Annotated in this window: 20 protein-coding genes; 8 read left to right on the forward strand and 12 right to left on the reverse strand. The window is 66.8% G+C overall.

Translation table 11 applies throughout. From position 1 onward, the window contains the following. Positions 1 to 149: 149 nt before the first annotated feature. From ABG80_RS11320 to ABG80_RS11340, 6 genes are all read right to left on the reverse strand, one after another. A complete protein-coding gene (locus ABG80_RS11320; protein WP_058087765.1) occupies positions 150 to 383 on the reverse strand; it encodes a hypothetical protein in 234 nt (77 codons plus the stop codon). A gap of 314 nt (positions 384 to 697) precedes the next feature. Continuing rightward, positions 698 to 865, reverse strand: a complete 168-nt coding sequence (locus ABG80_RS21450; protein WP_083506028.1) for an NAD(P)H-dependent oxidoreductase — start codon at positions 863 to 865, stop codon at positions 698 to 700. A 36-nt stretch (positions 866 to 901) separates the two neighbouring features. After that, positions 902 to 2,155 carry a M20 family metallopeptidase gene (locus ABG80_RS11325; RefSeq protein WP_058087766.1) on the reverse strand — a complete coding sequence of 418 codons (1,254 nt, stop codon included), beginning with the start codon at positions 2,153 to 2,155 and terminating at the stop codon, positions 902 to 904. A 58-nt stretch (positions 2,156 to 2,213) separates the two neighbouring features. Continuing rightward, positions 2,214 to 4,022 (reverse strand): 2-oxo-4-hydroxy-4-carboxy-5-ureidoimidazoline decarboxylase, encoded by a 1,809-nt coding sequence (uraD, locus tag ABG80_RS11330; RefSeq protein ID WP_058087767.1) that lies wholly within the window; start codon positions 4,020 to 4,022, stop codon positions 2,214 to 2,216. 55 nt (positions 4,023 to 4,077) lie between these two features. Beyond that, positions 4,078 to 5,043, reverse strand: a complete 966-nt coding sequence (puuE, locus tag ABG80_RS11335) for an allantoinase PuuE (RefSeq protein ID WP_058087768.1) — start codon at positions 5,041 to 5,043, stop codon at positions 4,078 to 4,080. Between the two features lie 6 nt (positions 5,044 to 5,049). Next, positions 5,050 to 5,751, reverse strand: a complete 702-nt coding sequence (locus ABG80_RS11340; RefSeq protein WP_058087769.1) for a GntR family transcriptional regulator — start codon at positions 5,749 to 5,751, stop codon at positions 5,050 to 5,052. 192 nt (positions 5,752 to 5,943) lie between these two features. Here ABG80_RS11340 and uraH point away from each other — a divergent pair, with 192 nt between their 5' ends. The 3 genes from uraH to ABG80_RS11355 are packed head-to-tail and all read left to right on the forward strand — an operon-like array spanning position 5,944 to position 8,886. Beyond that, complete coding sequence (uraH, locus tag ABG80_RS11345) at positions 5,944 to 6,339, forward strand: hydroxyisourate hydrolase (protein ID WP_058087770.1); 396 nt, start codon at positions 5,944 to 5,946, stop codon at positions 6,337 to 6,339. Positions 6,340 to 6,349: 10 nt separating this feature from the next. Next, positions 6,350 to 7,591 carry a urate hydroxylase PuuD gene (locus tag ABG80_RS11350; protein WP_058087771.1) on the forward strand — a complete coding sequence of 414 codons (1,242 nt, stop codon included), beginning with the start codon at positions 6,350 to 6,352 and terminating at the stop codon, positions 7,589 to 7,591. Positions 7,592 to 7,650: 59 nt separating this feature from the next. Continuing rightward, complete coding sequence (locus ABG80_RS11355; RefSeq protein WP_058087772.1) at positions 7,651 to 8,886, forward strand: serine hydrolase domain-containing protein; 1,236 nt, start codon at positions 7,651 to 7,653, stop codon at positions 8,884 to 8,886. A gap of 32 nt (positions 8,887 to 8,918) precedes the next feature. Here the strand turns inward: ABG80_RS11355 and ABG80_RS11360 are convergent, their stop codons facing one another. Then, on the reverse strand, positions 8,919 to 9,386 hold the full coding sequence (locus ABG80_RS11360) for an Lrp/AsnC family transcriptional regulator (protein ID WP_058087773.1): 468 nt from the start codon (positions 9,384 to 9,386) through the stop codon (positions 8,919 to 8,921). A gap of 171 nt (positions 9,387 to 9,557) precedes the next feature. On the opposite strand from ABG80_RS11360, the gene leuA reads away from it, so the two are divergent. Then, positions 9,558 to 11,240: a 2-isopropylmalate synthase gene (leuA, locus tag ABG80_RS11365; protein ID WP_058087774.1), complete on the forward strand. Its 1,683-nt coding sequence runs from the start codon at positions 9,558 to 9,560 to the stop codon at positions 11,238 to 11,240. A gap of 62 nt (positions 11,241 to 11,302) precedes the next feature. On the opposite strand, the gene ABG80_RS11370 is transcribed toward leuA, so the two are convergent. The 3 genes from ABG80_RS11370 to ABG80_RS11380 are packed head-to-tail and all read right to left on the reverse strand — an operon-like array spanning position 11,303 to position 14,774. Next, complete coding sequence (locus tag ABG80_RS11370) at positions 11,303 to 12,115, reverse strand: hypothetical protein (RefSeq protein ID WP_058087775.1); 813 nt, start codon at positions 12,113 to 12,115, stop codon at positions 11,303 to 11,305. Further along, positions 12,112 to 12,969: a citrate synthase family protein gene (locus tag ABG80_RS11375; protein ID WP_058087776.1), complete on the reverse strand. Its 858-nt coding sequence runs from the start codon at positions 12,967 to 12,969 to the stop codon at positions 12,112 to 12,114. Before ABG80_RS11375 ends, ABG80_RS11370 begins: the two co-directional genes overlap by 4 nt. Further along, positions 12,966 to 14,774, reverse strand: a complete 1,809-nt coding sequence (locus ABG80_RS11380; RefSeq protein WP_058087777.1) for a thiamine pyrophosphate-binding protein — start codon at positions 14,772 to 14,774, stop codon at positions 12,966 to 12,968. Before ABG80_RS11380 ends, ABG80_RS11375 begins: the two co-directional genes overlap by 4 nt. 370 nt (positions 14,775 to 15,144) lie before the next feature. On the opposite strand from ABG80_RS11380, the gene ABG80_RS11385 reads away from it, so the two are divergent. Together ABG80_RS11385 and ABG80_RS11390 are read left to right on the forward strand one after the other, a co-directional pair. Beyond that, a complete protein-coding gene (locus ABG80_RS11385) occupies positions 15,145 to 16,080 on the forward strand; it encodes a type 1 periplasmic-binding domain-containing protein (RefSeq protein WP_235513830.1) in 936 nt (311 codons plus the stop codon). A 139-nt stretch (positions 16,081 to 16,219) separates the two neighbouring features. Further along, a complete protein-coding gene (locus ABG80_RS11390) occupies positions 16,220 to 18,424 on the forward strand; it encodes a TonB-dependent receptor plug domain-containing protein (protein WP_235513831.1) in 2,205 nt (734 codons plus the stop codon). 37 nt (positions 18,425 to 18,461) lie between these two features. Here ABG80_RS11390 and ABG80_RS11395 read toward each other — a convergent pair whose 3' ends face one another. After that, positions 18,462 to 19,214, reverse strand: a complete 753-nt coding sequence (locus ABG80_RS11395; protein ID WP_058087780.1) for an SDR family oxidoreductase — start codon at positions 19,212 to 19,214, stop codon at positions 18,462 to 18,464. Positions 19,215 to 19,507: 293 nt separating this feature from the next. On the opposite strand from ABG80_RS11395, the gene ABG80_RS11400 reads away from it, so the two are divergent. Both ABG80_RS11400 and ABG80_RS11405 read left to right on the forward strand, forming a co-directional pair. Next, on the forward strand, positions 19,508 to 20,026 hold the full coding sequence (locus tag ABG80_RS11400; protein ID WP_058087781.1) for a zeta toxin family protein: 519 nt from the start codon (positions 19,508 to 19,510) through the stop codon (positions 20,024 to 20,026). After that, positions 20,023 to 20,226, forward strand: a complete 204-nt coding sequence (locus tag ABG80_RS11405) for a hypothetical protein (protein ID WP_058087782.1) — start codon at positions 20,023 to 20,025, stop codon at positions 20,224 to 20,226. Before ABG80_RS11400 ends, ABG80_RS11405 begins: the two co-directional genes overlap by 4 nt. Positions 20,227 to 20,302: 76 nt before the next feature. Here ABG80_RS11405 and ABG80_RS11410 read toward each other — a convergent pair whose 3' ends face one another. Then, positions 20,303 to 21,694: an ABC1 kinase family protein gene (locus ABG80_RS11410; protein ID WP_235513832.1), complete on the reverse strand. Its 1,392-nt coding sequence runs from the start codon at positions 21,692 to 21,694 to the stop codon at positions 20,303 to 20,305. Positions 21,695 to 21,994: the final 300 nt, after the last annotated feature.

The following is a 21,994-nucleotide window of genomic DNA, read 5'->3' on the forward strand; positions in this document are numbered from 1 at the left end:
TCGTGCGGGACAGCTACATCATGGAGGAGCTGCCCTTGCCGGATAAGTTGGCGGTGGCTGCTCAGGTGGTCTTTGGAGTTCGTCCGCCGATGCCTTCTCGCGGTTGACGCTTGTCCCTGGAATTCAGGGATGAGGACCAAGCGAGGGTGTCAGGCGAACATCCAGGTGAGCACGCCCATCACCGCCAGCGCCCCCAGGGCCTTGCCAATGACGGCCAGCGCCGGGTCACGCGAAGGAATGAGCGTCAGGAGGCCAGCCAGTGCCAGCCCACCGGGCAGCCCTAGGGCTTGGGTGCCCAGGTAGAGACCCCCGCAAATCAGCAGCGAGGGGATTGCCATCAAGGTCAGCATTGCCGCACCACCTGCGGCTTTGTCGGCGTTCATCGTCGGGTCCTCCGTGTGTTGTTCTGGGGCGCGATGGTAGCTGCTCAACAGCAGGACAAAAAAAGACAGGTGCTCCTGAAGGAGAACCCGTCAGCCCGCCCCGGGCTCAGTCCCAGGGGCAGGAGTCGTCCGTGTAGAACGCGCCAGGAGCCTCCTCAGGGCCTTCCCAAGGCGGCGCATGTGCTGCCCCAGCGGTTACCCCACTCGACTCCACAGCGGCGGCCTCAGCGGCCTTCTTGGCCCTGTTGGCTGCCCGCGTAGCTTGGGCCTTCTCTAGTACCTTGGCGCGGTCCATGGCGACCTTCTCTGCGGCCTTAGCTGGCCTTTTCGGTCGGGCTGAGCACCGGGTCGAAGCCCTCGCGGTACAGGTCAAGCAAGGTGACCTGGTGGCCCCGGCTGCGCAGGGCCGCGACGGCGGCCTCGCACAGGGCGGCGTTGTAGCTGCTGGGGTCGGGGTGGGCCCAGATGACAAGGCATTGCATGGGCGTTGACTCGCAAGGCCTGTGCCGATGGCTCGATCAGTTGCTCAGCAAGTCAAGCAGGCTGCGCGCCACGACCTTGGTGGCCTTGCGCAGATCGTCCAGCACGAGGTGCTCGTCGGCGCGCTTGGCGTTCGACTCGCGCACCGTGCGCGGCCCGGCGCCATAGATCACGGCGGGGATGCCTTGGGCGCAGTACAGCCGCACGTCGGTGTAGAGCGGGGTGCCCTTGGTGGGCAGGGGCTCGCCGAAGATGGCTTCGCCATGCTTTTGCAGCGCGCTGACCAGCGGGGCGTTGCCCGGCAGCGGTTGCAGCGAATGCGCCAGCAGCAGGCGCTTGATGTCGACGCGGATGCCGGGGAAGCTGGCCGCGGCGTCGGCGATCACGCGGCGGATGTCGGCCTCGACCACCACCGGGTCTTCTTCGGGGATCATGCGGCGATCGAGCTTGAGCACCACTTTGCCAGGCACGACGTTGGTGTTGGTGCCGCCTTCGATGCGGCCGACGTTCAGGTAGGGGTGCGTGATGCCTGGCACCGTGGAGGTGACCTGTTTGTAGAGCGTGTTCTGCTCGTAGAGCGCGTTGAGGATGCGCACCGCGCCCTGCAGGGCATCGACCCCGGTGTGGGGGATGGCGGCGTGGGCCATCTCGCCATGCACGGTGACTTCCATCTGCAGGCAGCCGTTGTGGGCGGTCACCACCTCGTGGCTGAAGCCGGCTGCGATCAGCAGGTCAGGCTTGGTCAAGCCTTGCTTGAGCAGCCAGCCGGGTCCCAGTTCACCCCCGAACTCTTCGTCGTAGGTGAAGTGCAGTTCAACCCCACCTTGGGGCTGTGCCTGTCCCTTGGCGACCAAGGCGTCCAGCGCTCGCAAGGCGAAGGTGAAGGTGGCGAAGTCGCTCTTGCTCACGGCGGAGGCGCGGCCGTAGAGCTTGCCGTCGACCACTTCGCCGCCGTAGGGGTCGTGCGTCCAGCCTTCGCCAGGAGGCACGACGTCGCCGTGGGCATTGAGCGCCACGGTGCGGCCGCTGTCGCTGTAGCGACGGCGCACGATCAGGTTGGTGAGGCTTTGCAGACCGTAAGCGTGCACTTCGTCGGCTGGAACGGGGTGTGACTCAGCCTGGTAGCCGAAGCCGGCGAGCAACTGCGCCGTGCGTTCGGCATGCGGTGCGTTGTTGCCGGGTGGTGTGTCGGTGGGCACCTGCACGAGGGCCTGCAGGAAGCGCACCTCTTCGTCGAAGTGGGCATCGACCCAGGCGTCGAGGGCGTCGTAGGTGGAGGTGGCGGTGGTCATGCGCGGCAGGTCTGCGGTCGATCGGATGGGGTGAGCCTGGGGGACGTTTGCAAAGCGCTCAAAGCGCGTCCAACAGGTTCATGAAGGCGGTGACGGCGCGCTGGGCGTCGTCGTTGGTGATGGTTTCCAGCGGGTTGTGGCTGATGCCGGCGTTGCCGCCCCGCACGAAGAGCATGGCTTGCGGCAGCGCCTGGTGCAGCTTCATGGCGTCGTGGCCTGCGCCGCTGAGCAAGCGGAAGGCGGGCAGGCCCATCTGCGTGACGGCGTGTTCCCAGCGGGCTTGCCAGGCGGCGTCGGATGGGGCAGCGGCCACCGTGAGGTGCAGGTCGCCGCGGATGTGCACCCCACGGCGCTGGGCGACTTCATCGATGCGTGCCAGCACGTCTGCAGCCAGCGCGTCACGCTGGGCATCGGTGGGCGCGCGAAGGTCGAGCGTGAACTGGCAGCGACCGGGCACGACGTTGATGGAGCCTTGCGGCACGCTGAGAACGCCGACGGTGCCCACCGACGAGCCGGCTGGCGAGTTGGCGTCTTGCCGGGCGCGGGCTTCGACGGCCAGGATGACCTCTGCAACGGCGGCGGCGGCGTCTTGCCGCATGGGCATGGGCGTGGTGCCGGCATGGCAGGCGGTGCCGACGGCCTCGCAGCTGAAGCGTTTGGCGCCGTTGATGGAGGTGACGATGCCCAGCGGCGTGTCGAGCCCGTCGAGCACGGGGCCTTGTTCGATGTGCACCTCGACGAAGCCGAGGTAGCGAGACGGGTCGCGTTGGAGCGCCTGGATGTCTTTCAACTCACCACTCAGCCCGGCGGCGCGCATCGCCTGCTTGACCGTGATGCCGTCGGCGTCGGCCAACTCGAGCCAGTCTGGGTTGAAGTCGCCAACCAGGGCCGAAGAGCCCAGGAAGGTGGCTCGGTAGCGCTGGCCTTCTTCTTCGGCGAAGCCGACCACTTCGATGCCGTGCTTGAGGCGTCGGCCTTGCGCGTGCAACGCGCGCACGCAGGCCATGGGCACGAAGATGCCGAGCCGCCCGTCGTGCCGACCACCGTTGCGCACGGTGTCGTAGTGCGAGCCGGTCAACAGCATGGGCGCGGCCAGGTCGCTGCCATGAAAGCGACCCACCACGTTGCCCACCGCGTCGCGCGAGACTTCATCGAAGCCGCAGGCGCGCATCCAGGCCATCAGCTGGATGGCGCAGGCCTGGTGGGCCTCGCTCAGGTAGGTGACGGTCAGGGGCGGTTGATCGTCCAGGCCGTTGTCCAGGCCGGCGCCCTCGGTGTGGGCGGCCAGGGCTTCGGCCCATTGCAGGATCAGGTCACCCTCGGCGGGCGTGAAGCCGAACTTGTCGTTCAGGCGGATCTCGGCGATGCGGTGGATGTTGCGCAGGCACTCGGCCAGCTCGAAGCCGGCGCTGTTGTTCAGGCGGCGAGCGAAGGTGCGGATGATCTCGGCGCGGGGCAGGCCTCGGCCATGCGGGCCGCGCACGGCCAGGATGAAGGGCCAGCCGAAGCGGGCGTTGTAGTCGGCGTTGAGCTGCTGAAGCTGTGCGAACTCTTCGGGGGTGCAGTGCGTCAGGCCTGCCTTGCTCTGCTCGTTCGTGGACTCGGCCGTGAGCTGGCCCGCCACAGCGGCCTTGCCCGCGAGCTCGGGGTGGGCGCGAATCAGTGCGAGCTGGGCGTCTTGCGTGGCGGTGCGCACCACCTGCGCGAGCTCGTGCTTGAGCTGGTCGAGGCTGGCGAAGCCGCCGGCGGGCTTGCGTGCCCAGGCCTCGGCTGCGATCCACGGTGAGTGCTCGTAGATGCCGTCAAGCAGGGCCACGAAGCCGGCCTGGTCGGCGGCGTTGATCTGGGCGAGGGTGAGCGCGGGCATGGAGGTGGCGTCGGGGCGGTCGGAGGCGGGTGTGTTCAGGCGAGTTCAGCCCATCTCAAGCGATGGGCGCGGGGTGCGTGGCGCGCCAGTGGCGGGCGATGTCGATGCGGCGGCAGACCCACACGTGCTCGTGGACCTGGATGTGATCGAGGAACTTCTGCAGCGCGCGCATGCGCCCCGGGCGTCCCAGCAGGCGGCAGTGCATGCCGATGCTCAGCATCTTGGGACGGTCCAGGCCGTTGGGGTCGCCTTCGGCGTAGAGCACGTCGAAGGCGTCGCGCAGGTAGGTGAAGAAGTCTTCGCCCTGCGAGAAGCCCTGGGGCAGGCAAAAGCGCATGTCGTTCGTGTCCATGGCGTAGGGCACGATGAGCTGCTGCACGACCTCGCCATTGGACTTGGTGACGGGCATCCAGAAGGGCAGGTCGTCGCCGTAGTGGTCGCTGTCGTACTCGAAGCCCCCGAAGTCGGCCACCAGGCGGTGCGTGTTGGGGCTGTCGCGGCCGGTGTACCAGCCCAGCGGGCGCTCGCCGGTCAGCTCTTCGATGATGCGCATGCCTTCCAGCATGTGCGCGCGCTCGGTGGCCTCGTCGACCTGCTGGTAGCTGATCCAGCGCCAGCCGTGGCAGGCGATCTCGTGGCCCAGGTCCTTGAAGGCCTGGGTGAGCTCAGGGTGGCGCTGCAAGGCCATGCTCACGCCGAAGATGGTCAGCGGCAGCCCGCGTTGCTCGAACTCGCGCAGCAGCCGCCACACGCCTGCGCGCGAGCCGTACTCGTAGATCGACTCCATGCTCATGTGCCGATCGGGGTAGGCCGGCGGGTTGAACATTTCGCTCAGGAACTGTTCGCTGCCGGCATCGCCATGCAGCACGCAGTTCTCGCCGCCTTCTTCGTAGTTCAGCACGAACTGCACAGCGATGCGCGCGCCACCGGGCCAGCGGGCGTGCGGCGGGTTGCGGCCGTGGCCGATGAGGTCGCGGGGGTAGGGGCTCGACATCGTGGTGGGTGGTGTCGTTTCAGGCATGGGCGCTCAGCTCTGGCGTCGGGCGATCAGCGGAGGGATGTGCGGCGCGCGCGGGCGCTCGGTGAGTTGGTGCTCCACCGTCATCAGGTGGTCGTCGACCAGGGCGGCGGCGGTGTCGGCGTCGCGGGCCTCGATGGCCTTGAGGATGGCGATGTGCTCGGCGTGCGAGGTCTCGGCGTCGTCCGACGACTGGTACATCAGCGTGATCAGCGAGCAGCGCGAGACCAGCTCCTGCATCAGGTTGACGAGGACCTGGTTGCCGAGCACGCGGGCCAGCTCGACGTGGAAGTCGAACAGCAACTGCGTGCGCGCCTGCACGTCGATGCGCTTGACAGCGTCGCCTTCGGCCTTGAGGTGGGCCTTGAGTGTGCGCAACTGAGCGGGGCGGATGCTGGCCACCAGCTCTCGCATCATCTGGCCCTCGACCATGCGGCGCACAGCGAAAACTTCGCGCGCCTCGGTGATGGAGGGCGCGGCCACGAAAGCGCCGCGGGCGGGCTCCAGGCGCACCAGCTTGAGTTCGGACAAGCGGTTGAAAGCCTGCCTCACGATGGTGCGCGAGACGCCAAAGCGGTCGGCGATCTTCTGCTCGACGAGCTTTTCGCCGGGCAGCAGGCGGTGCTCGACGATGGCCCGCGTCACGGCCAGCACGATGTGTTCGGTGCTGCTGGTGTTGGTGTCCTCGCCCGAGACCTCTTCGGGTGGCATGGGAATCGCATCTGCATCGGCCTTGGCCAGTGGCGGCCTGCGGGTGACCGGTGCAGGGGCGGGTTGCTCAACCTCGGGTGCGGGGCGAACGGCGGATCGGGACGGCTTGCGTGCTGCGCTCATCGTGGTTAAAGTGTATACAGTTTTTGTTTTGGGGCACAAGCCCTTTCGATCTCTTCGCTTCCTTGCATCATGAGTGCCAACCCTTCTTCCGGCGGTCGCCTGACCACCCATGTGCTCGACACCGTGCACGGCACCCCCGCCGTCGGCATGGCCATCGCCCTGTATGTGCGGGTGCCTTCGCCTGATGGTTGCGCCGATGGCCGCTGGCAGCTGCTGCGCCAGGTGGTCACCAACGACGACGGTCGCATCGACGGACCCTTGCTGCAAGGCGCTGACCTCAAAGCCGCGCACTACCGGCTGGTGTTTCAGGTCGATGCCTACTTCCGCTCGCGTGGCACACCGATGCCCGAGGTGCCCTTTTTGACCGAGGTGCCGCTGGACTTCGGCATCTCTGATGCGCAGGCGCACTACCACGTGCCGCTGCTCGTGAGCCCCTGGTCCTACTCCACCTACCGCGGCAGCTGAAGGGCAGGGCATGGACTTCTCTCCGATCTTGGCTTACGCGCTGGACTGGGCCAACCTGCTGCTGCGCTGGGCGCACGTCATCACGGCGATCGCCTGGGTGGGCTCGTCCTTCTACTTCGTGTGGCTGGACAACACCCTCACCAAGCCGCAAGACGCGGCCTTGCGCGACAAGGGCGTGGGCGGCGAGCTGTGGGCCGTGCACGGCGGCGGCTTCTACAACCCGCAGAAGTACCTGGGCGCGCCCCCGAAGTTGCCCGAGAACCTGCACTGGTTCTACTGGGAGAGCTACTCCACCTGGCTGACCGGCTTTGCGTTGTTCACGGTGCTGTACCTGTTCAACGCTGGCACCTTCCTGATCGACCAGAGCGTGCACCACTGGAGCCCCGTGGCTGCCGTGCATGCCGCGCTGGGCTTCCTGGCTGGCTTCTGGCTGATCTACGACGTGATCTGCCGGACCCTCGGGCGTGGCCCCAATGGCGACAAGGTGGTGGGCGCTGCGGTGTTCGTGGTCGTGGTGTTCGCCTCGTGGCTGGCTTGCCAGCTGTTCGCGGGGCGCGCTGCCTTCCTGCTGGTGGGGGCCATGATGGCCACGGCCATGAGCGCCAACGTGTTTTTCTGGATCATTCCCGGGCAGCGCAAGGTGGTGGCCGCCATGCGGGCGGGTGAGCCGGTGGACCCGGTTCACGGCCAGCGCGGCAAGCAGCGCAGCGTGCACAACACCTACTTCACCCTGCCGGTGCTGTTCGCCATGCTCAGCAACCACTATGGCTGGGCCTATTCGCACGAGCACAACTGGTTGGTGCTGGTGTTGATCATGCTGGCCGGTGCCCTGGTGCGGCAGTTCTTCGTGGCCCGGCACAAGACCGAAGTGGCCGGCACCCGGGCCCCCAGGGGTTGGGCGGTGGCCGGGGTGACCGTGTTGCTGGCTGTGGCCATCTGGCTGGCGCCCAAGCCTGTGCCGGTGAGCGCGGCCCCCGCCGGCGTCACCCCGGCGGCCGAGACAGCCGCCTCGTTGCGCCCACAGGTCGAGTCCATCATCGCCCAGCGCTGCGCGCTCTGCCACAACGCCAACCTGGCCAACAAGGGCGTTGCCCTGCACACGCCCGAGCTCATCACCCAGAACGCTCAGGCCATCTACCAACAGGTGGTGGTGCTCAAGGCCATGCCGATGAACAACGCCACGCAGATCACTGACGCGGAACGTGACCTGATCGGTCGCTGGTTCAAGCTCCAGGGCCAGCCCCAGCCCTGAGTGACCTGATCCGCCGCTATCCTCGCTGCCGTGCCGAACACGACAGACGAGGAGACGAGATGACCGCTGAAACGAAGGCCTGGTGGCAGCGCCCCTGGCAACAAGGGGCCAGGCTGGGCCTGTGGCTGGGCGTGGCCGGTGTGCTGGGCCTGGCCAGCCAGGGTGCGCAGGCCCTGCCGCCGCAGCTGTTCAAGCCCGAGTGGGTGTTGCCCACGGCGCCGGTGAGCGGCCCCAAGTCGGGACAGGCGCCCGCCCGCGAGGCTTTGCCTGCCGCCCCCCGAGACCTCTCAGCCGTGCGATACGAGTGGGATGGCCGCCGCTGGTCGCTGGAAGACTTTCATGCACGCGGCTCGGTCAAGGCCCTGTTGGTGCTGCAAGACGGCAAGGTGGTCTACGAGCACCACCGCTGGCCCAACGGCCCGACCACGCTGCACCAGTCCTGGTCGATGATGAAGCAGGTGCTATCGGCCCTGGTGGGCCTGGCCATCCAGCAAGGACGCATCGCCTCGGTCGACGACCCGATGGACCGCTACGCCCCGGCGTTGGCCGCCAATGGCTTCAAGGGTGTGACCTTCAAGCAGGCGCTGATGATGAGCGCTGGCGTGCGCTATGTGGAAGAGGTCGACCGCGTGGCGATGTTCATGCAGGTCATCGCCAACCGCTTCACGGGCGGTCTGGCGGGCCACACCCTGGACCAGAAGGTGACCGAGCCCGCGCTGACCCGGGCCTTCGAGCCCGGCAGCAAGTACGAGTACGCCAGCATCGTGTCGCAGGCCATCGCGATGGCACTGGAGGGGGCGCAGGGCCAGCCGCTGCACCAAATTCTCAGCCGCGACATCTGGACCCCGCTGGGCATGCCCGACGATGCACGCATCCTGACCGACGCCCAGGGCCGAGACTTTGCGCTGTGCTGCCTTTACGCCACGGCGCGCAGCTACGCGGTGTTCGGCCAATGGTTCCTGCAAGACGGTGCCTGGCGCGGCCAGCAGTTGCTCAACGCCCAGTGGGTGCAGGACGCGACGCGAGCCAGCGAGGGCAAATCATGGCGCTCCACGCAAGTGCCCCGCAAGGTCAAGACGCAGGAGCTGATGGGCTTTGGCTACCACTGGTGGCCGTTGGAAGGCGGTCGAGGAGACTTCATCGCCTTGGGCATCCAGGGGCAGATGATCCACGTCTCGCCCCAGCAGGGCGTGGTGGTCGTGCGCTTGAGCAACGATTACGTCGATGGCTATCACGGCGAAGAGGGCGTGGCCATGGCCCGTGCCGTGGCCGACTTCCTCAAGCCGCTGCGCTGAGCCCACGCTGATCCTCCGCACACGTCCGCCGCTCAAAGCGGCAAGGCGGTGCGGTCCACCACGCGCCTGAGCACGAAGCTGGTGTGCACGCCCGTCACGCCCTTGATCTGCGTGATGCGGTTGAGCAGCAGGTGCTGGTAGGCGTCCATGTCGCGCACCACCACCTTGAGCTGGTAGTCGGCCGACTGGCCGGTGATGAGCAGGCACTCCAGCACCTCGGGGATGTCGCGGATGACTGCTTCGAGCGCTTGAAAGCGCTCGGGCGTGTGCTTGTCCATCGAGATGCCGATGAGCGCCATCAGCGACAGGCCGAGCTTGCGCGCGTCCAGCAGCGCGCGATAGCCAGCGATCACGCCTGATTCTTCGAGCATGCGCACGCGGCGCAGGCAGGGCGAAGGCGACAGGCCGATGCGGTCGGCCAGGTCCTGGTTGCTGATGCGGCCGTCTTCCTGCAAGACGGCGAGGATCTGCTTGTCATGCTTGTCCAGGGTGTGTTCCATGGCGTGATTTTGGTTGTGTTGGCAATATTCTGCCAAACATGGTGGCATGCGTGCATGAATTTGGCAGCCTCTGCGGCAAGTGGCGCCATAAGATTCGCTCATCGGTCGCGGCAGATCGCCGAACGCACAAGCCGCACAGACCCAGAACCCAACCTCCACAAGAGACGCCCCATGCTCGCCAACCCGCAAACCAAGTACACCGCCTTCCCGCCCGTCGGCTTGAAAGACCGCACCTGGCCCGACCAGGTCATCAGCAAGCCCCCCGTGTGGATGAGCACCGACCTGCGCGACGGCAACCAGTCGCTCTTCGAGCCCATGAACGGCGAGAAGAAGCTGCGCATGTTCCAGACGCTCTGCGCCATCGGCTTCAAGGAAATCGAGGTGGCGTTTCCCTCGGCCTCGGACACCGACTTCGGCTTCGTGCGCAAGCTCATCGATGAAAACCTCATCCCCGAAGACGTGACCATCGAGGTGCTGACCCAGGCCCGCGAGCACCTGATCCGCCGCACGATGGAGTCGGTGCGCGGCGCCAAGAAGGCCATCGTCCACGTCTACAACGCCACCTCCAGGCCCTTCCGAGAGGTCGTCTTCAACATGAGCCGAGATGAGGTGCGTGACATGGCCGTCTCAGGCGTGAAGCTGGTGCGCGAGATCGCGGCCACCATGCCCGAAACCGACATCCAGCTCGAATACAGCCCCGAGACCTTCACCGGCACCGAGCTCGATTTCGCCCTGGAGGTGTGCGATGCCGTGACCGCCGCCTGGGGCGCCACGCCTGAGCGCAAGGTGATCTTGAACCTGCCGACCACGGTGGAGCTGACCACGCCCAATGTGTACGCCGACCAGATCGAGTGGATGCACCGCCACCTAGCCCGCCGCGACAGCGTCATCCTCAGCCTGCACCCGCACAACGACCGCGGCACCGCCGTGGCCGCCGCCGAGCTGGGCCTGATGGCCGGCGCCGACCGCGTCGAAGGCTGCCTGTTCGGCAATGGCGAGCGCACCGGCAACGTCGACATCGTGACCCTGGCGATGAACCTCTACACCCAGGGCGTGCACCCGGGGCTCGACTTCTCCGACATCAACGCCGTGGTGCGCACGGCCGAGCATTGCACCCAACTGCCCGTTCACCCACGTCACCCTTACGCGGGCGATTTGGTCTTCACCGCCTTCTCCGGCTCCCACCAGGACGCCATCAAGAAGGGCTTCGCGGCCAGGAACTCAAAAGGTTCTGAGGCTGGCGAGCAACTGTGGAACATCCCGTACTTGCCGATCGACCCAGCCGATCTGGGCCGCAGCTACGACTCCGTGATCCGGGTCAACAGCCAGTCGGGCAAGGGTGGTGTGGCTTACTTGCTGGAGGCCGACTTCGGCGTGGTGATGCCTCGGCGCATGCAGATCGAGTTTTCAAGCGTGGTGCAGGGCGTGGCCGACGCGCAGGGCGGCGAGCTCAGCCCCGCCGACATCTGGCAGATCTTCTCGGACACCTACGTGCAGCAAGGTGGGCGCGAAGCCTGCCGCGCCGTGCGAGTGTTCGAGCAGGACGGCGGCCAAACCATCGAGCTGACGGTGGAGATCGACGGCCAGGAGCGCGTGCTGCGCGGCCATGGCAACGGCCCCATCCACGCGGCGGTGCAGGCCTTTGCGTCGGCCGGCATCGCGGTGGAGGTGCACAGCTATGAAGAGCGCTCGATGGCCGGTGCCCACGACGACGGCAGCGCGAAAGCTTGCGCCATCGTCGAAGTGGGCGTGGCGGGCCGCTCGACCTTCGGGGTGGGCGTGGACGCCAACATCGTGACGGCGTCCATCCAGGCGCTGTGCAGCGGGGTCCAGCGGGCCCGCTCAGGCCGCTGAGCACGCCCCTGCATTGAAGGGTTCAAGCAACGTCGAGGCGTTGCTTGCCCGCTTTGTTGGCGCTACCCGTCAGACCAAGTCCGCGCCACCACGCCCTCGTAACGCACGTCCGCGCACCGCACCGGGAACATCCCCCCGGGCGGTTTGTCCGCAGCCTCCAGGTAACACGGGTACATCCCGGCCTGAAAGGTCACGAACATGAACAGGCCGAACTCGCGAGGCGTCCAGCCGAAGTCTGCGGCGAAGGCGCTGTACAGGCCCGCGACGTTGATGCGCAGGTGTGGTCGCGTGGCGGCGAAGTACGCGTCGATCTCCAGCGCCAGGCGCACGTGGTAGCCATCGGCCAGGCCGAGCTCGCACGCCAGGGCATGGCTCAAAGCGACGCGTTCGTCGGCGGTGGAGATGGGCCGACCAAAGCCGGCCATGCGCCCGCCCCCCTTGAGAAAGGCTTCTAGGTGATCGGCCAGGGTGACCCCGCCTTCCAGGATCTCGCGGGTCTTGAGGTAAAAGTCGACGGCGCGGAACTCGATGCCCCGCCCGTAGATGGCCGCTTCCGACAAGGCCTGGGCGGCGCACAGCGACAGCGTTGGCGTGCTGCGCGTGGTGCCGGCCAGGGCCGCGACGCGGTTGTTCCAAAGGCGCGAGTCCGGGTAGCTGGTCCACACCCAGACGGAGTTGAACAGGCGCAACTGCTCGGGCGGCACGTGGCGGCCGAAGATGCCGAAGGCGCACAGCGACAACCAGTCGAGGTCCTTGATGTGGCTCTTGTGCAGGTCGTGGCCTCGGAACACCGCGCGGCTGCCAGGAAAGGCCGCGCCCACCTTGGTCTGCAAGACATCGGCGTGGGCGTCCAGCACATGGGGGCCCCGTGTCATGCGACGCTCTCCTGTGCTGGGTTCACCAAGGGGTCGTCCTGCAGGTCGACGGGGGGGTAAGGAAAGCGCTTGAAGCCGTAGGTCGTTTGCTGCTCCAGCGCGTGTGCAGCGGTGCCGGGCAGCCGAAGCAACAGGTGCAGCATCTCGCCTTCCATGGGCGTGAAGCCCAGGTCCGCAAAGGCCGCTGCGGCCAGGCCGTTCATGGCCAGAGGCATGGCTGCAGCCGCCTCCAGGGCGCCGAGGTGCTCACGCAGCCAGCTCAAACGAGGGCCGACGCCCATGCCTGCCAAGGTCTGCAGCGCCTGGAGCACGATGCCCGGCGTGCTCACCCCGTGCGGGTCGAAACCGGCAGGGTGTTCGCGCTGTGGCCAGCCTGAGTCCGATGTGGCCAGCCACGGGGGCATGTCATGGGCGATCAGGCAGGCGATTTGGGCTTTGACCTGGGCGCCGGTTTCGCCAGCGGGTGTGGCATCCCATTGCAGCCAGGCGTCCATGGCCAGGCGCACATCGCGCGCGCCGCCGCTTTGCCCTGCACCCACGGCCAGCGCGGCGATCAGGCTGGCCGCAGCGTGTGAGCCGCCCACGCCACCACACATGGCGGCATGCACCATCGGGTCGCGAGGCCCAGGGTTGGCCAGCGCCAGCGCCAGGGCTTCGAGCAGGCGGGCCTGCGCGGGCGAGGGCGCCTGACCCTTGAACAAGAGGTAGAGCATGTCCACCCAGCTGGCGCGGCCCAGCATCTGGCCGTAGACGTCGTAGCCGTGGCAGTGGGCCGTGTGCGTCGCGAACGGGTTGTCAGCCTGTGCTTCTTCCCGCCAGATGCGGGTGTGCAGGGGCGATGTGGCACCGCTCATGCCGTGGCGCCCGCTTCGAGGGTCTGCATGCGCAGGTCCATGGGTGGCACTTCCTCGCCGTCGATGCGGACGTCCAGCAAGGTGGGGCCTGGGCGCTTGAGTATGGCGTTCATGTCCAGTGCATCGAAGTCTTCCGGGCCACGGATGATGTGGCCGGCCACCCCCATGGACCGCGCCATCGCGGCGTAGTCGACATCGGGCAGTTCGAAGGCCACGCGCTCGGCGCCGGCCAGCCGCTGGCCGTGCTTGACCATGCCCAAGGCGGCGTCGTTGAGGATCACGAAGATCACGGTCAGGCCTTCTTGCGCGGCCACGGTGATCTCCTGGCCGTTCATCAGGTAGCTGCCATCACCCGTGATGCAGACCACCGGGCAATTCGGCTTGGCCTGTGCGATGCCCACGGCGGCCCCGATGGCCCAGCCCATCGGCGCGAAGTCCATCAACACGCGCAGCCAGCCTGCGCGGTCCTGGCGGCGCTCGCCGCGCCAGGCGCTGCCCGCCGACTTGCCCTGATCCGACCCAGCGCCCGCACCAGCGGTCGGCACCAGGCCCAGTCGGCGGTTGTTGCGTGACTCGAGGTAGTGGATGGCCCAGGCCGTCGCGTTGCCGGCATCGGCCAGGAAGCGCGTGGTCGGGGGAAAGCGCTTGGACAGCTCCACCATCAGGCGCTGTGGCTTGATGGGGGTGGCCTGGCTTTGCACCTTCTCGGGCTCGCGCAGGGTCACGAACGCCCGAGAGCCAGTCTGGTTGTGCGATGCGCGCCATGGCATGCCCAGGGCCTCTTGCTCGATGTGCATCACGTCCAGCAGGCGCTCGAACACCGTGCGGATTCGGCCGCGCACGTGGTGGCGGGCCATGGGCGAGTGGCGCAAGTGCTCGTCGGTGGCGTCGATGTGCACCAGCTTGCGGTTGAGCACGCTGTTGCTCCAGGCGGCGCTGGTCCATTCGCGCAGGCTGGTGCCGATGGCCAACACCAGCTCGGTGTCGTCGTTGAGGGCCTCCCACGCCGAGCGGTGGCCCGCAAAGCCGAACACGCCCCGATACAGGCCGTGGTGGGGGTTGATGAGGCCCTTGGCATCCGGCGTGGTCACGAAGGGCGAGTTGGTCATCTCGGCGAAGTGGATGATGGCGTCGATGGCCTCACCGCAATCGCCCCCGATGATGAGCACCATCCTGCGGGTGCCCGGCAGCATGAGGAAGAGTTCGCGCATGGCCTCCTCGTCGAGCATGGAGGGGGTGCGCATCAGCTTTTGCAGGTGCTGGGGTGACAGGCGTTGTTCCACCGGCGCACGCAGGATGTCCAGCGGGATGCTCAGGTGGACGGGGCCGCGCGGTGTTTGCGTGGCACGCATCAAGGCCTGCACCAGCTTGGTCTCCAGCTGGTCCACATGGGAGACCAGCGTGTTGTAGCGCGTGCAGTGGCTGAACATGCCCACCGTGTTGATGCCAGTGCAGGACGACTCCTGCAGCGCGCCCTTGCCGAACACGGGCAAGGAGGGCTGGCCGGTGATGACCAGCATGGGCACGCCGTTGTCGTAGGCGCAGGCGACACCGGTGATGAGGTTGGTGGCGCCGGGCCCCGAGGTGGCCACACACACACCGATCTTGCCGGTCTCGCGGGCGTAGCCATCGGCCATGAAGGCGGCGCCGGCCTCGTGGCGGGCCACGACGGGCCGCAGGCCGCCGCGTTGCATGCTCTGGGCCATGGCGTTGTAGAGGGGTTCGATCGCGCCGCCTGGCACGCCGAAAACGTGGTCCACGCCAATCGCTTCAAGGTAGGCGACGATCAGGGACGCGGCGCCCATGGTGTGGGATGGGGACGCAGGTGGTGCTGCGAGTGGGGCTTTTACTGCGGACTGCATGACATGGTTCCTTGAATCTCATGCCCCCTGAGATTACACATTGAAACATTTAGAGCAGGCGCGAGGATGCCTCTCGCACAAGGGCCCGTCATCCCCCTTGTCACGGGCTCAACCGCGAATGAGGGGTGGTGGGCATGCGGTGATCTTTCGCGCGATGCACCCATGCGTGCTCACAGGTGCGCAGACGCGACAGTTTGAAAACAGCCCTCGGTGGAGAATGCGCGTGCCCGGCTGTCAGTGGCCGAACAAGCAATTGGGGAGTTTCTTGTTCTCAGCAAGGCGTCCATCGCAAGCCACAGCGTGGTTCGGCTCTGTGTTGTTGGCATGGGTTTGCAGCCTGGTGCTCGCAGGCCCGTCTCTGGCTGCCGAAGAAGAGGTCGGCAGCGCCAGCCTCGCCGTCGTCTACCCTGACATCGGCGAGCCCTACCGCAGCGTGTTCGGCGCCATCATCGAAGGCGTCGAGGACCGTACGCAAGGCAAGGTCACGGGCATCGCCATCCCGATGGGCGGCACGGCACCGACCATGTCCGACGAGCTGCGCAAGCGTGACGTGAAGGCGGTGATCGCCTTGGGTCGCAGTGGCCTGAAAGCCGCAGCCAGCCTGGACAAGCAGTTCATCGTGGTGGCAGGTGGCGTGCTGTCCGTGCCCGAATCCGAAGCGCAGGGCATGTTGGTGCAAAGCCTGGCCCCCGAGCCCGCTTTGCTGTTTGCCAAGCTCAAGGCCTTCGCGCCCTTCGTCAAGCGCGTGGTGGTGGTCCATGACCCCAGGCAGAACGACTGGTTGATTCACCTGGCGCGCGAGGCGGCCAAGGCGCAGTCGCTGGAGCTGCTGGCCCTGGAGGCAGACGACCTCAAGAGCGCGGTGCGGCGTTACCAGGAACTGCTCGGCACGCTCCATCCCAAGCGCGACGCCCTGTGGCTGCCTCAGGACTCCACCACGGTCGAGGACTCCACCGTGCTGCCCCTGGTGCTGCGCGAGTCCTGGCGGCAGAACCTGGTGGTCTTCTCCAGCAACGCGATGCATGTGCGCCGTGGCGTGCTGTTTTCGCTGTACCCCGACAACATCGAGATCGGGCGCTTCCTGGCCGGTGCCGCGTTGGCGTCGCTGCAGCCGGGAGGGCAGGCCCCTCGCGGCATCCAGGCGCTCAAGCAGCTGCTCACAGCGGCCAACACCCGCACGGCGGAGCACCTCGGGCTGGACCTGGGTGCTTCGAAGCAACGCATCCAACTGGTTTTCCCCGAGCAATGAGATGGGATGCGGGTTGTTATCGTTCGCCCGGGGCAGCGGCCACAGGTGTCGCTGGCACGCTGCGACAGGGAGTCATGCGCTTTGCAAACGCACAAAGAGGCCACACAATCGGCTCGGCGCAAAAAGACTGGAACAGTGGATGTCTCGTATCGTTCCCGTGACCTTGGCACCTCTTGGTGCCGCGCCGCGTGCCCCGTCGCTGAACCAGTTGATGCGGGCCGTGGCCTGCATGCTGCTTGGGCAGGCCCTCTCGACGCCCCTTGCCGTGCAAGCCCAAGCCCAGACTCAAGGGCAGGTGAGCAGGCCCTCTGTTGAAGAAGACGAGTTGGCCCTGTCCTTCGGTGACAAGGCCACGGTCAGCATTGCCACGGGTGCGCAGCAGCCCTTGCGCCGCGCACCTGCCGTGGCCACGGTCATCACTGCGCAGGACATCAAGGCCATGGGCGCCACGGACCTCACCGACGTGATGGAGACCGTGCCGGGCGTGCACGTCAGCCGCAGCCCGGTGGCCTACACGCCGCTGTTCCAGTTCCGGGGCATCAGCAGCGACTACAACCCACAGACACTGGTGCTTCAGAACGGCGTGCCGATGACGACCATGTTCATCGGCAACCGGGGCCTGTTCGGGTACGGCGTGCCGCTGGAGAACGTCGAGCGCATCGAGGTCATCCGCGGCCCGGGCTCGGCCTTGTATGGCGCAGATGCTTTTTCTGGCGTCATCAACATCATCACCAAGACGGCCGCCGACATCCAGGGCACCGAGGTGGGCGCACGCGGTGGCTCCTTCAACACCCAGGATGCCTGGGTGCTGCATGGCGGCAAGCTGGGCCCGATGGACGTGGCGGCTCATTTCCGGGCGGGGCGCACGGATGGGTTCAAGGAACAGGTCGCAGTGGACACCCAGAGCTACTTCGACAGCTTGACGGGTTCGTCGGCCAGCCTGGCCCCCGGCTCGGTCAACACAGGCAGCAAGGGACTGGATGCCGGCCTGGACCTCAGCCACCAGAACGTGCGTTGGCGTTTGGGCTACGTGCTGCGCGAAGGCGAGACGGGCGCAGGCGTGGCGCGTGCCCTGGACCCGGTGGGCCGAGGCAAGAGCGAGCGCATCCACTCCGATGTGTCCTGGAGCGGGATCGAGCTGGCCCGCGATTGGGACCTGGGGCTGAGCGCCAGCTACATGCATTACACGCAGCAGATCCCCCAGCCTTTGATGCTCTACCCACCTGGAGCTTTGGGTGGCACCTTCCCCAACGGCATGTTTGGTGGCCCCCACACCTGGGAGCGGCAGCTGCGCTTGTCGGCCGTGAGCACCTACACCGGGCTGGATGGCCATAACTTGCGGTTTGGCGTGGGGCACGACGACCTGGACCTCTACAAGACGCGGGAGTTCAAGAACTTCAACATCGTCGTGACGTCGATCTCAGGCACGCCGATGCCCCTTCCCGTCATTCGGGGCGACGGCTCGGTGGTGCAGGTGCCCGTTGGTGAATCCTTCCTCACCCCTCAACGCCGCAAGGTCGACTACGCCTACGTGCAGGACGAGTGGCGCTTTGCCCAGGACTGGGCGCTGACAGGCGGCGTTCGCCACGACCGTTACTCAGACAACGGCGACACCACCAACCCCCGGCTGGCCATGGTCTGGGACGCATCGGTGGACCTGACCGCCAAGCTGCTGTACGGCAAAGCCTTTCGCGCGCCGGCCCTGACCGAGCAGTACAGCATCAACAACCCGGTGGCCCAAGGCAACCCCGACCTGAAGCCGGAAACCATCGGCACCTGGGAAGCGGCCTTCGCCTGGCAGGCCCGCCCCGACACCGACGTGAACCTGAGCCTGTTTCACTACCGCATGAAGGGCATCATCCGCACCACGGACCAAGGCACGGGCGTGAGCGTGTGGAACAACGCGGGCACCCAGCATGGCAAGGGCATGGAGCTGGAGGCCGTGTGGCGGGCGACCAGCACCCTGCGTTTGCAAGGGCACTACGCCTGGCAGCGCTCGGTGGACGAAGCCACCGGCCATGACGCCGGCTTTGCGCCGCGCCACCACCTCTTCGGGCGCATGGACTGGAGCGTGGCCAATGGCTGGCAAGTGGGTGGGCAGGTCAACCGGGTGGCCGGCCGCAAGCGCGCGCTCGGCGACAGCCGCCCCGACGTGGCCGACTACACCACCGTGGACCTGACCCTGCGCAACGCCTCGATCAGCAAAGGCTGGGAGTTCGCGGCGTCCATCCGCAACCTCTTCTATGCGGACGCGCGCGAGCCCACCAGCGCGGGCGACAACATCCCTGGCGACCTGCCCCTGCCCAGGCGCTCGTTCTTCCTGCAGGCCACCTACAGCATGTGAAGCGGGGAGGGCCCAGGGCCCTCTACCCTCACATCGCTCACAGCAGGCTCATGCCCCCGTCCACCACGATCTCCTGGCCGACGATGTAAGACGCATCGTCACTGGCCAGGAACAAGGCGGTGCGCGCCACCTCATCGGTCTGCCCGAAGCGCTTGATGGGCGATTTCTGCTGCACGTCGGCCTGCACGGCCTGCGCCACCTCGTCGGGCATGCCGAACTTGTTCCACATGGGCGTGGCGATGGGGCCCGGGCTGATGGCGTTGACGCGGATGCCGCGCGGGATCAGCTCCAGGCCCAGGGTCTGCACCATGGAGCGCAGGGCGGCCTTGCACGCGGCGTAGACGCTGAAGTTGGGCGAGCCCATCTGGTTGGAGATCGAGGTCATCACGATCACGCTGGCGCCGGCTGACAGCAAAGGCAAGGCCTTTTGAATCGTGAAGAACACGCCCTTGAAGTTGACCGATGCCAGCTCGTCGAACTGCGCTTCGGACACGTGCTCGAAGGGCGCCGGGCCTGCGATGGCGGCATTGACCAGCAGCACATCGATGCCGCCCCATTGGGCTTGCAGCGTGGCCATGCAGTCCTGGATCTCGCCGACCTTGCCGGCGTCGCACTTGAAGGTGAGCACCTGGCCGCCCAGGTCGGTTTGCGCCTGCTTGAGCGCCTCGGTGTTGCGGCCGGTGATGGCCACCTGCGCGCCTTGCGCCGCAAAGAGCTTCGCCGTGGCCAGCCCGATGCCGCTGTTGCCGCCTGTGATCAGGGCCTTCTTGCCATCGAGTCTGCGCCGCATGCTGAATTCCTTCGTACTGCTTAAGTGAGGCTTCGCATGTTAGGGAAGGGGCGCTGTCTCAGGGGCGCGCTGGTCCACTTGACTCGGGGGCTGGAGGGCGTGGTGTCACTTGAACGCGGGGGCGGTCTTGTGGTGGATTGCACGGGGTGGGGGTATTGGGTCTTGTTGTGGCTGTACCTGCGTTGCGCTCAGCAGCAGGCTGCTGGCCACTATGATCGACGCAGCAGCCAACGATGGACGATTTGTGCCAATGTTTCAACCAAGCGATCAAAAGGCCAGCGAAGCCCGCAAACATGACGAAAAAAATCATCATCATTGCCGGGCCAAATGGGGCGGGTAAAACGACCTTTGCCCGCTCATTCCTGCCGCAAGAGGCGCAATGCCCGCGCTTCATCAATGCAGACTTGATCGCAGCAGGTCTTTCGCCTTTTGCGCCGGAAGCTGCCGCACTCAAAGCTGGCCGGCTGATGCTTGCCGAGATCGACGACTGCGTTCGCAAGGGCGAGAGCTTTGCTTTCGAGACAACACTGGCCGGGTTGGCCTACGTGGGGCGTGTTCGTGCATGGCGACAGGCCGGCTACCACGTCAGCCTCTTCTTCTTGCATTTGCCCGATGCAGAGACAGCCATTGCCCGCGTGGCAGAGCGGGTGCGCCAAGGAGGGCATCACATTGACGATTCGGTGATTCGCCGCCGATTTTCGGCCGGAAGGCGCAATCTTGAGCAAGCCTACAAGCAGGCGGTGGACACTTGGGCAGAATATGACAACGTTGGAGAGGAGCCGACCCTCCTGCAATGGGGAGAAAACCGATGAACGCCAACGACCTTTCCAATGCCAAAGACCCTGACCTGCGTGCATCCTTGGATGCCTTGCGGCGGGCCGCAAAACAGGCACGCAAGACGGCCATTCAGACCGACACGAATCTCGTGATCGTCAAAGACGGACAGCTCAAACGCATCTCGGCAGATGAGCTTCGCCAGCAGGCAGAGGCCGACGACGCGCCGACGAAGTGATCTGAACCGATCCCCGCAGCCAAACGCTCGCGGTTGTCGCATTTCCAGCGCGATGCTGTGGAGCGTGTGGCGTTGCTCAGCTCAGGGTGTGAGCCGCTGATTCGTCCAGCTCCGCCCCAAACACCTCGCCCAAATCCACCCGCGCCGCCAGCTTGGCGCACAGCAAAAACGTGCCCACGAACTTGCGCTGCAGCAGCAACACGTCGGCCGGTGGTGGCTGGCCGTAGCCGGTTTCCAGAAACTGCGCCTGCCCCTGCTCGAACACCTCTTTGACCAGGCGCGAGGTGCCGAAGTCGTACAGGCCCGTGGCTCGCAGCGGCTCGCCCACGGCCAGCAGCAGCTGCACCACGCCGGCTTGCTGCGCCGAGGTGTCGCTGGCGTGCACCAGGCCCAGGGCCAGCGCGGCATTGAGCGTGCGCTGCCGGTGGGCTTGCCGCAAGGCGCGGCCCAGCTCGCGCACCTGCTCGACGCGCTCGGCGCTCACCGCCTGCGCGGCGCCGAAGTCGAGCAGGCCGATGCGGCCGGTGGCCGGGTCGAACAGGTAGTTGCCGAAGTTCGGGTCGGTCTGCACCAGGCGCATGCCGAAGAACTCTTTGACGGCCAGCCGGCACAGCGAGGCGGCCACGCGGTCGCGCTGGGCTTGCGGCACGCCGGGCTGCAGCAGCGAGCCCACGGGCTGGCCCGGCGCAAACGCCATCGCCAGGATGTGGGCGGTGCTGTGCTCGGTGTGCACGCGGGGCACGAAGAGGTCGGGCAGGTCATGCACTTGGCCCAGCAACTCGCGGTAAGCGGTGGCGGCGCGGGCCTCGGCGGTGTAGTCGGTCTCGGCATGCAGTTGCGCGCGCAGTTGCGCCAGCAGGCCGTCCATCTCGACGCCGGGCGGGGTCAGGCCGGGCACGCGCAGCAGCAGGGCCAGGTTCGCCACGTCGCTGTCGATGCTGGCGCGCACGCCGGGGTACTGCACCTTCAGGGCCAGCACCTCGCCCTCGTGGGTTTCGGCGCGGTGCACCTGGCCGATGGACGCGGCCGCGATCGGCGCGAAGCTGAACTGCTTGAAGCGCCGGTGCCAGCCGTTGCCGTACTCGCGCTCGAGCACCTCGGCCAGCTGGGTGGCGGGCATGGCGTAAGCTTGGTCGCGCAGGCGGGCCAGCAGGTCGGCAAAGGGGGCGGGCAGCACGCCCTGGCCGTCCATCGACAGCATCTGGCCCACCTTCATGACCGCGCCGCGCATCTGCGCCAGGCGCTCGGTCAGCCGGTGGGCGTTGCCCGGCGTCAAAAAGCTGCCGGCCCACGAAGGTCGCTCGCCCCGCACGAGTTGGCCCGCGCCGGTGGCGACCGCACCCGCCAGCAGCTCACCGGCCAGCCGCCCCAGGTGCAGGCTGCGCGAGAGCCGGCCCTCGGGCACCGAGGCCTGACGGGGCAGGGCGGCGGCGGGGGGCTCAGCGCTGGGTGGGGTGTGCGGGGGCACGGGTGGCCTCGGCGGGGGCGTCAGCCGGGCGCGCGGCGGTGGGGGCGGCCGGGGCCGCGCAGGCCGAAGCGGGGCCCACGAGGCGGTCGCCCTCCCAGCGCTGGCCACACCAGCCCACCCGAGTTCGACACCAAAATGCCGATTTCGCATTTTTGGTGAAGCCATTTCCATGTGAATCAACGACTTATGCACATTTTTGCGGAAGTTTTGTGGTGGCAACTGCATGAATGCTTTGTAGTGGCGCAATTGGGGTGTTGCGCTATACTTGCGGCATGTTCATCAAGCTCACCCGCTCCAAAA

Origin of the sequence: Aquabacterium parvum, from assembly GCF_001447195.1 — a bacterium.
GTDB classification, from domain to species: domain Bacteria; phylum Pseudomonadota; class Gammaproteobacteria; order Burkholderiales; family Burkholderiaceae_C; genus Aquabacterium; species Aquabacterium parvum.

Excerpts from the sequence above, each read along its gene's own strand:
- ABG80_RS11320 (WP_058087765.1), bottom strand. The coding sequence starts at position 383 with ATGAACGCCGACAAAGCCGCAGGTGGTGCGGCAATGCTGACCTTGATG.
- ABG80_RS21450 (WP_083506028.1), bottom strand. The coding sequence starts at position 865 with ATGCAATGCCTTGTCATCTGGGCCCACCCCGACCCCAGCAGCTACAAC.
- ABG80_RS11325 (WP_058087766.1), bottom strand. The coding sequence starts at position 2,155 with ATGACCACCGCCACCTCCACCTACGACGCCCTCGACGCCTGGGTCGAT.
- uraD (WP_058087767.1), bottom strand. The coding sequence starts at position 4,022 with ATGCCCGCGCTCACCCTCGCCCAGATCAACGCCGCCGACCAGGCCGGC.
- puuE (WP_058087768.1), bottom strand. The coding sequence starts at position 5,043 with ATGCCTGAAACGACACCACCCACCACGATGTCGAGCCCCTACCCCCGC.
- ABG80_RS11340 (WP_058087769.1), bottom strand. The coding sequence starts at position 5,751 with ATGCCACCCGAAGAGGTCTCGGGCGAGGACACCAACACCAGCAGCACC.
- uraH (WP_058087770.1), top strand. The coding sequence starts at position 5,944 with ATGAGTGCCAACCCTTCTTCCGGCGGTCGCCTGACCACCCATGTGCTC.
- ABG80_RS11350 (WP_058087771.1), top strand. The coding sequence starts at position 6,350 with ATGGACTTCTCTCCGATCTTGGCTTACGCGCTGGACTGGGCCAACCTG.
- ABG80_RS11355 (WP_058087772.1), top strand. The coding sequence starts at position 7,651 with ATGACCGCTGAAACGAAGGCCTGGTGGCAGCGCCCCTGGCAACAAGGG.
- ABG80_RS11360 (WP_058087773.1), bottom strand. The coding sequence starts at position 9,386 with ATGGAACACACCCTGGACAAGCATGACAAGCAGATCCTCGCCGTCTTG.
- leuA (WP_058087774.1), top strand. The coding sequence starts at position 9,558 with ATGCTCGCCAACCCGCAAACCAAGTACACCGCCTTCCCGCCCGTCGGC.
- ABG80_RS11370 (WP_058087775.1), bottom strand. The coding sequence starts at position 12,115 with ATGACACGGGGCCCCCATGTGCTGGACGCCCACGCCGATGTCTTGCAG.
- ABG80_RS11375 (WP_058087776.1), bottom strand. The coding sequence starts at position 12,969 with ATGAGCGGTGCCACATCGCCCCTGCACACCCGCATCTGGCGGGAAGAA.
- ABG80_RS11380 (WP_058087777.1), bottom strand. The coding sequence starts at position 14,774 with ATGGGCGCCGCGTCCCTGATCGTCGCCTACCTTGAAGCGATTGGCGTG.
- ABG80_RS11390 (WP_235513831.1), top strand. The coding sequence starts at position 16,220 with ATGTCTCGTATCGTTCCCGTGACCTTGGCACCTCTTGGTGCCGCGCCG.
- ABG80_RS11395 (WP_058087780.1), bottom strand. The coding sequence starts at position 19,214 with ATGCGGCGCAGACTCGATGGCAAGAAGGCCCTGATCACAGGCGGCAAC.
- ABG80_RS11400 (WP_058087781.1), top strand. The coding sequence starts at position 19,508 with ATGACGAAAAAAATCATCATCATTGCCGGGCCAAATGGGGCGGGTAAA.
- ABG80_RS11405 (WP_058087782.1), top strand. The coding sequence starts at position 20,023 with ATGAACGCCAACGACCTTTCCAATGCCAAAGACCCTGACCTGCGTGCA.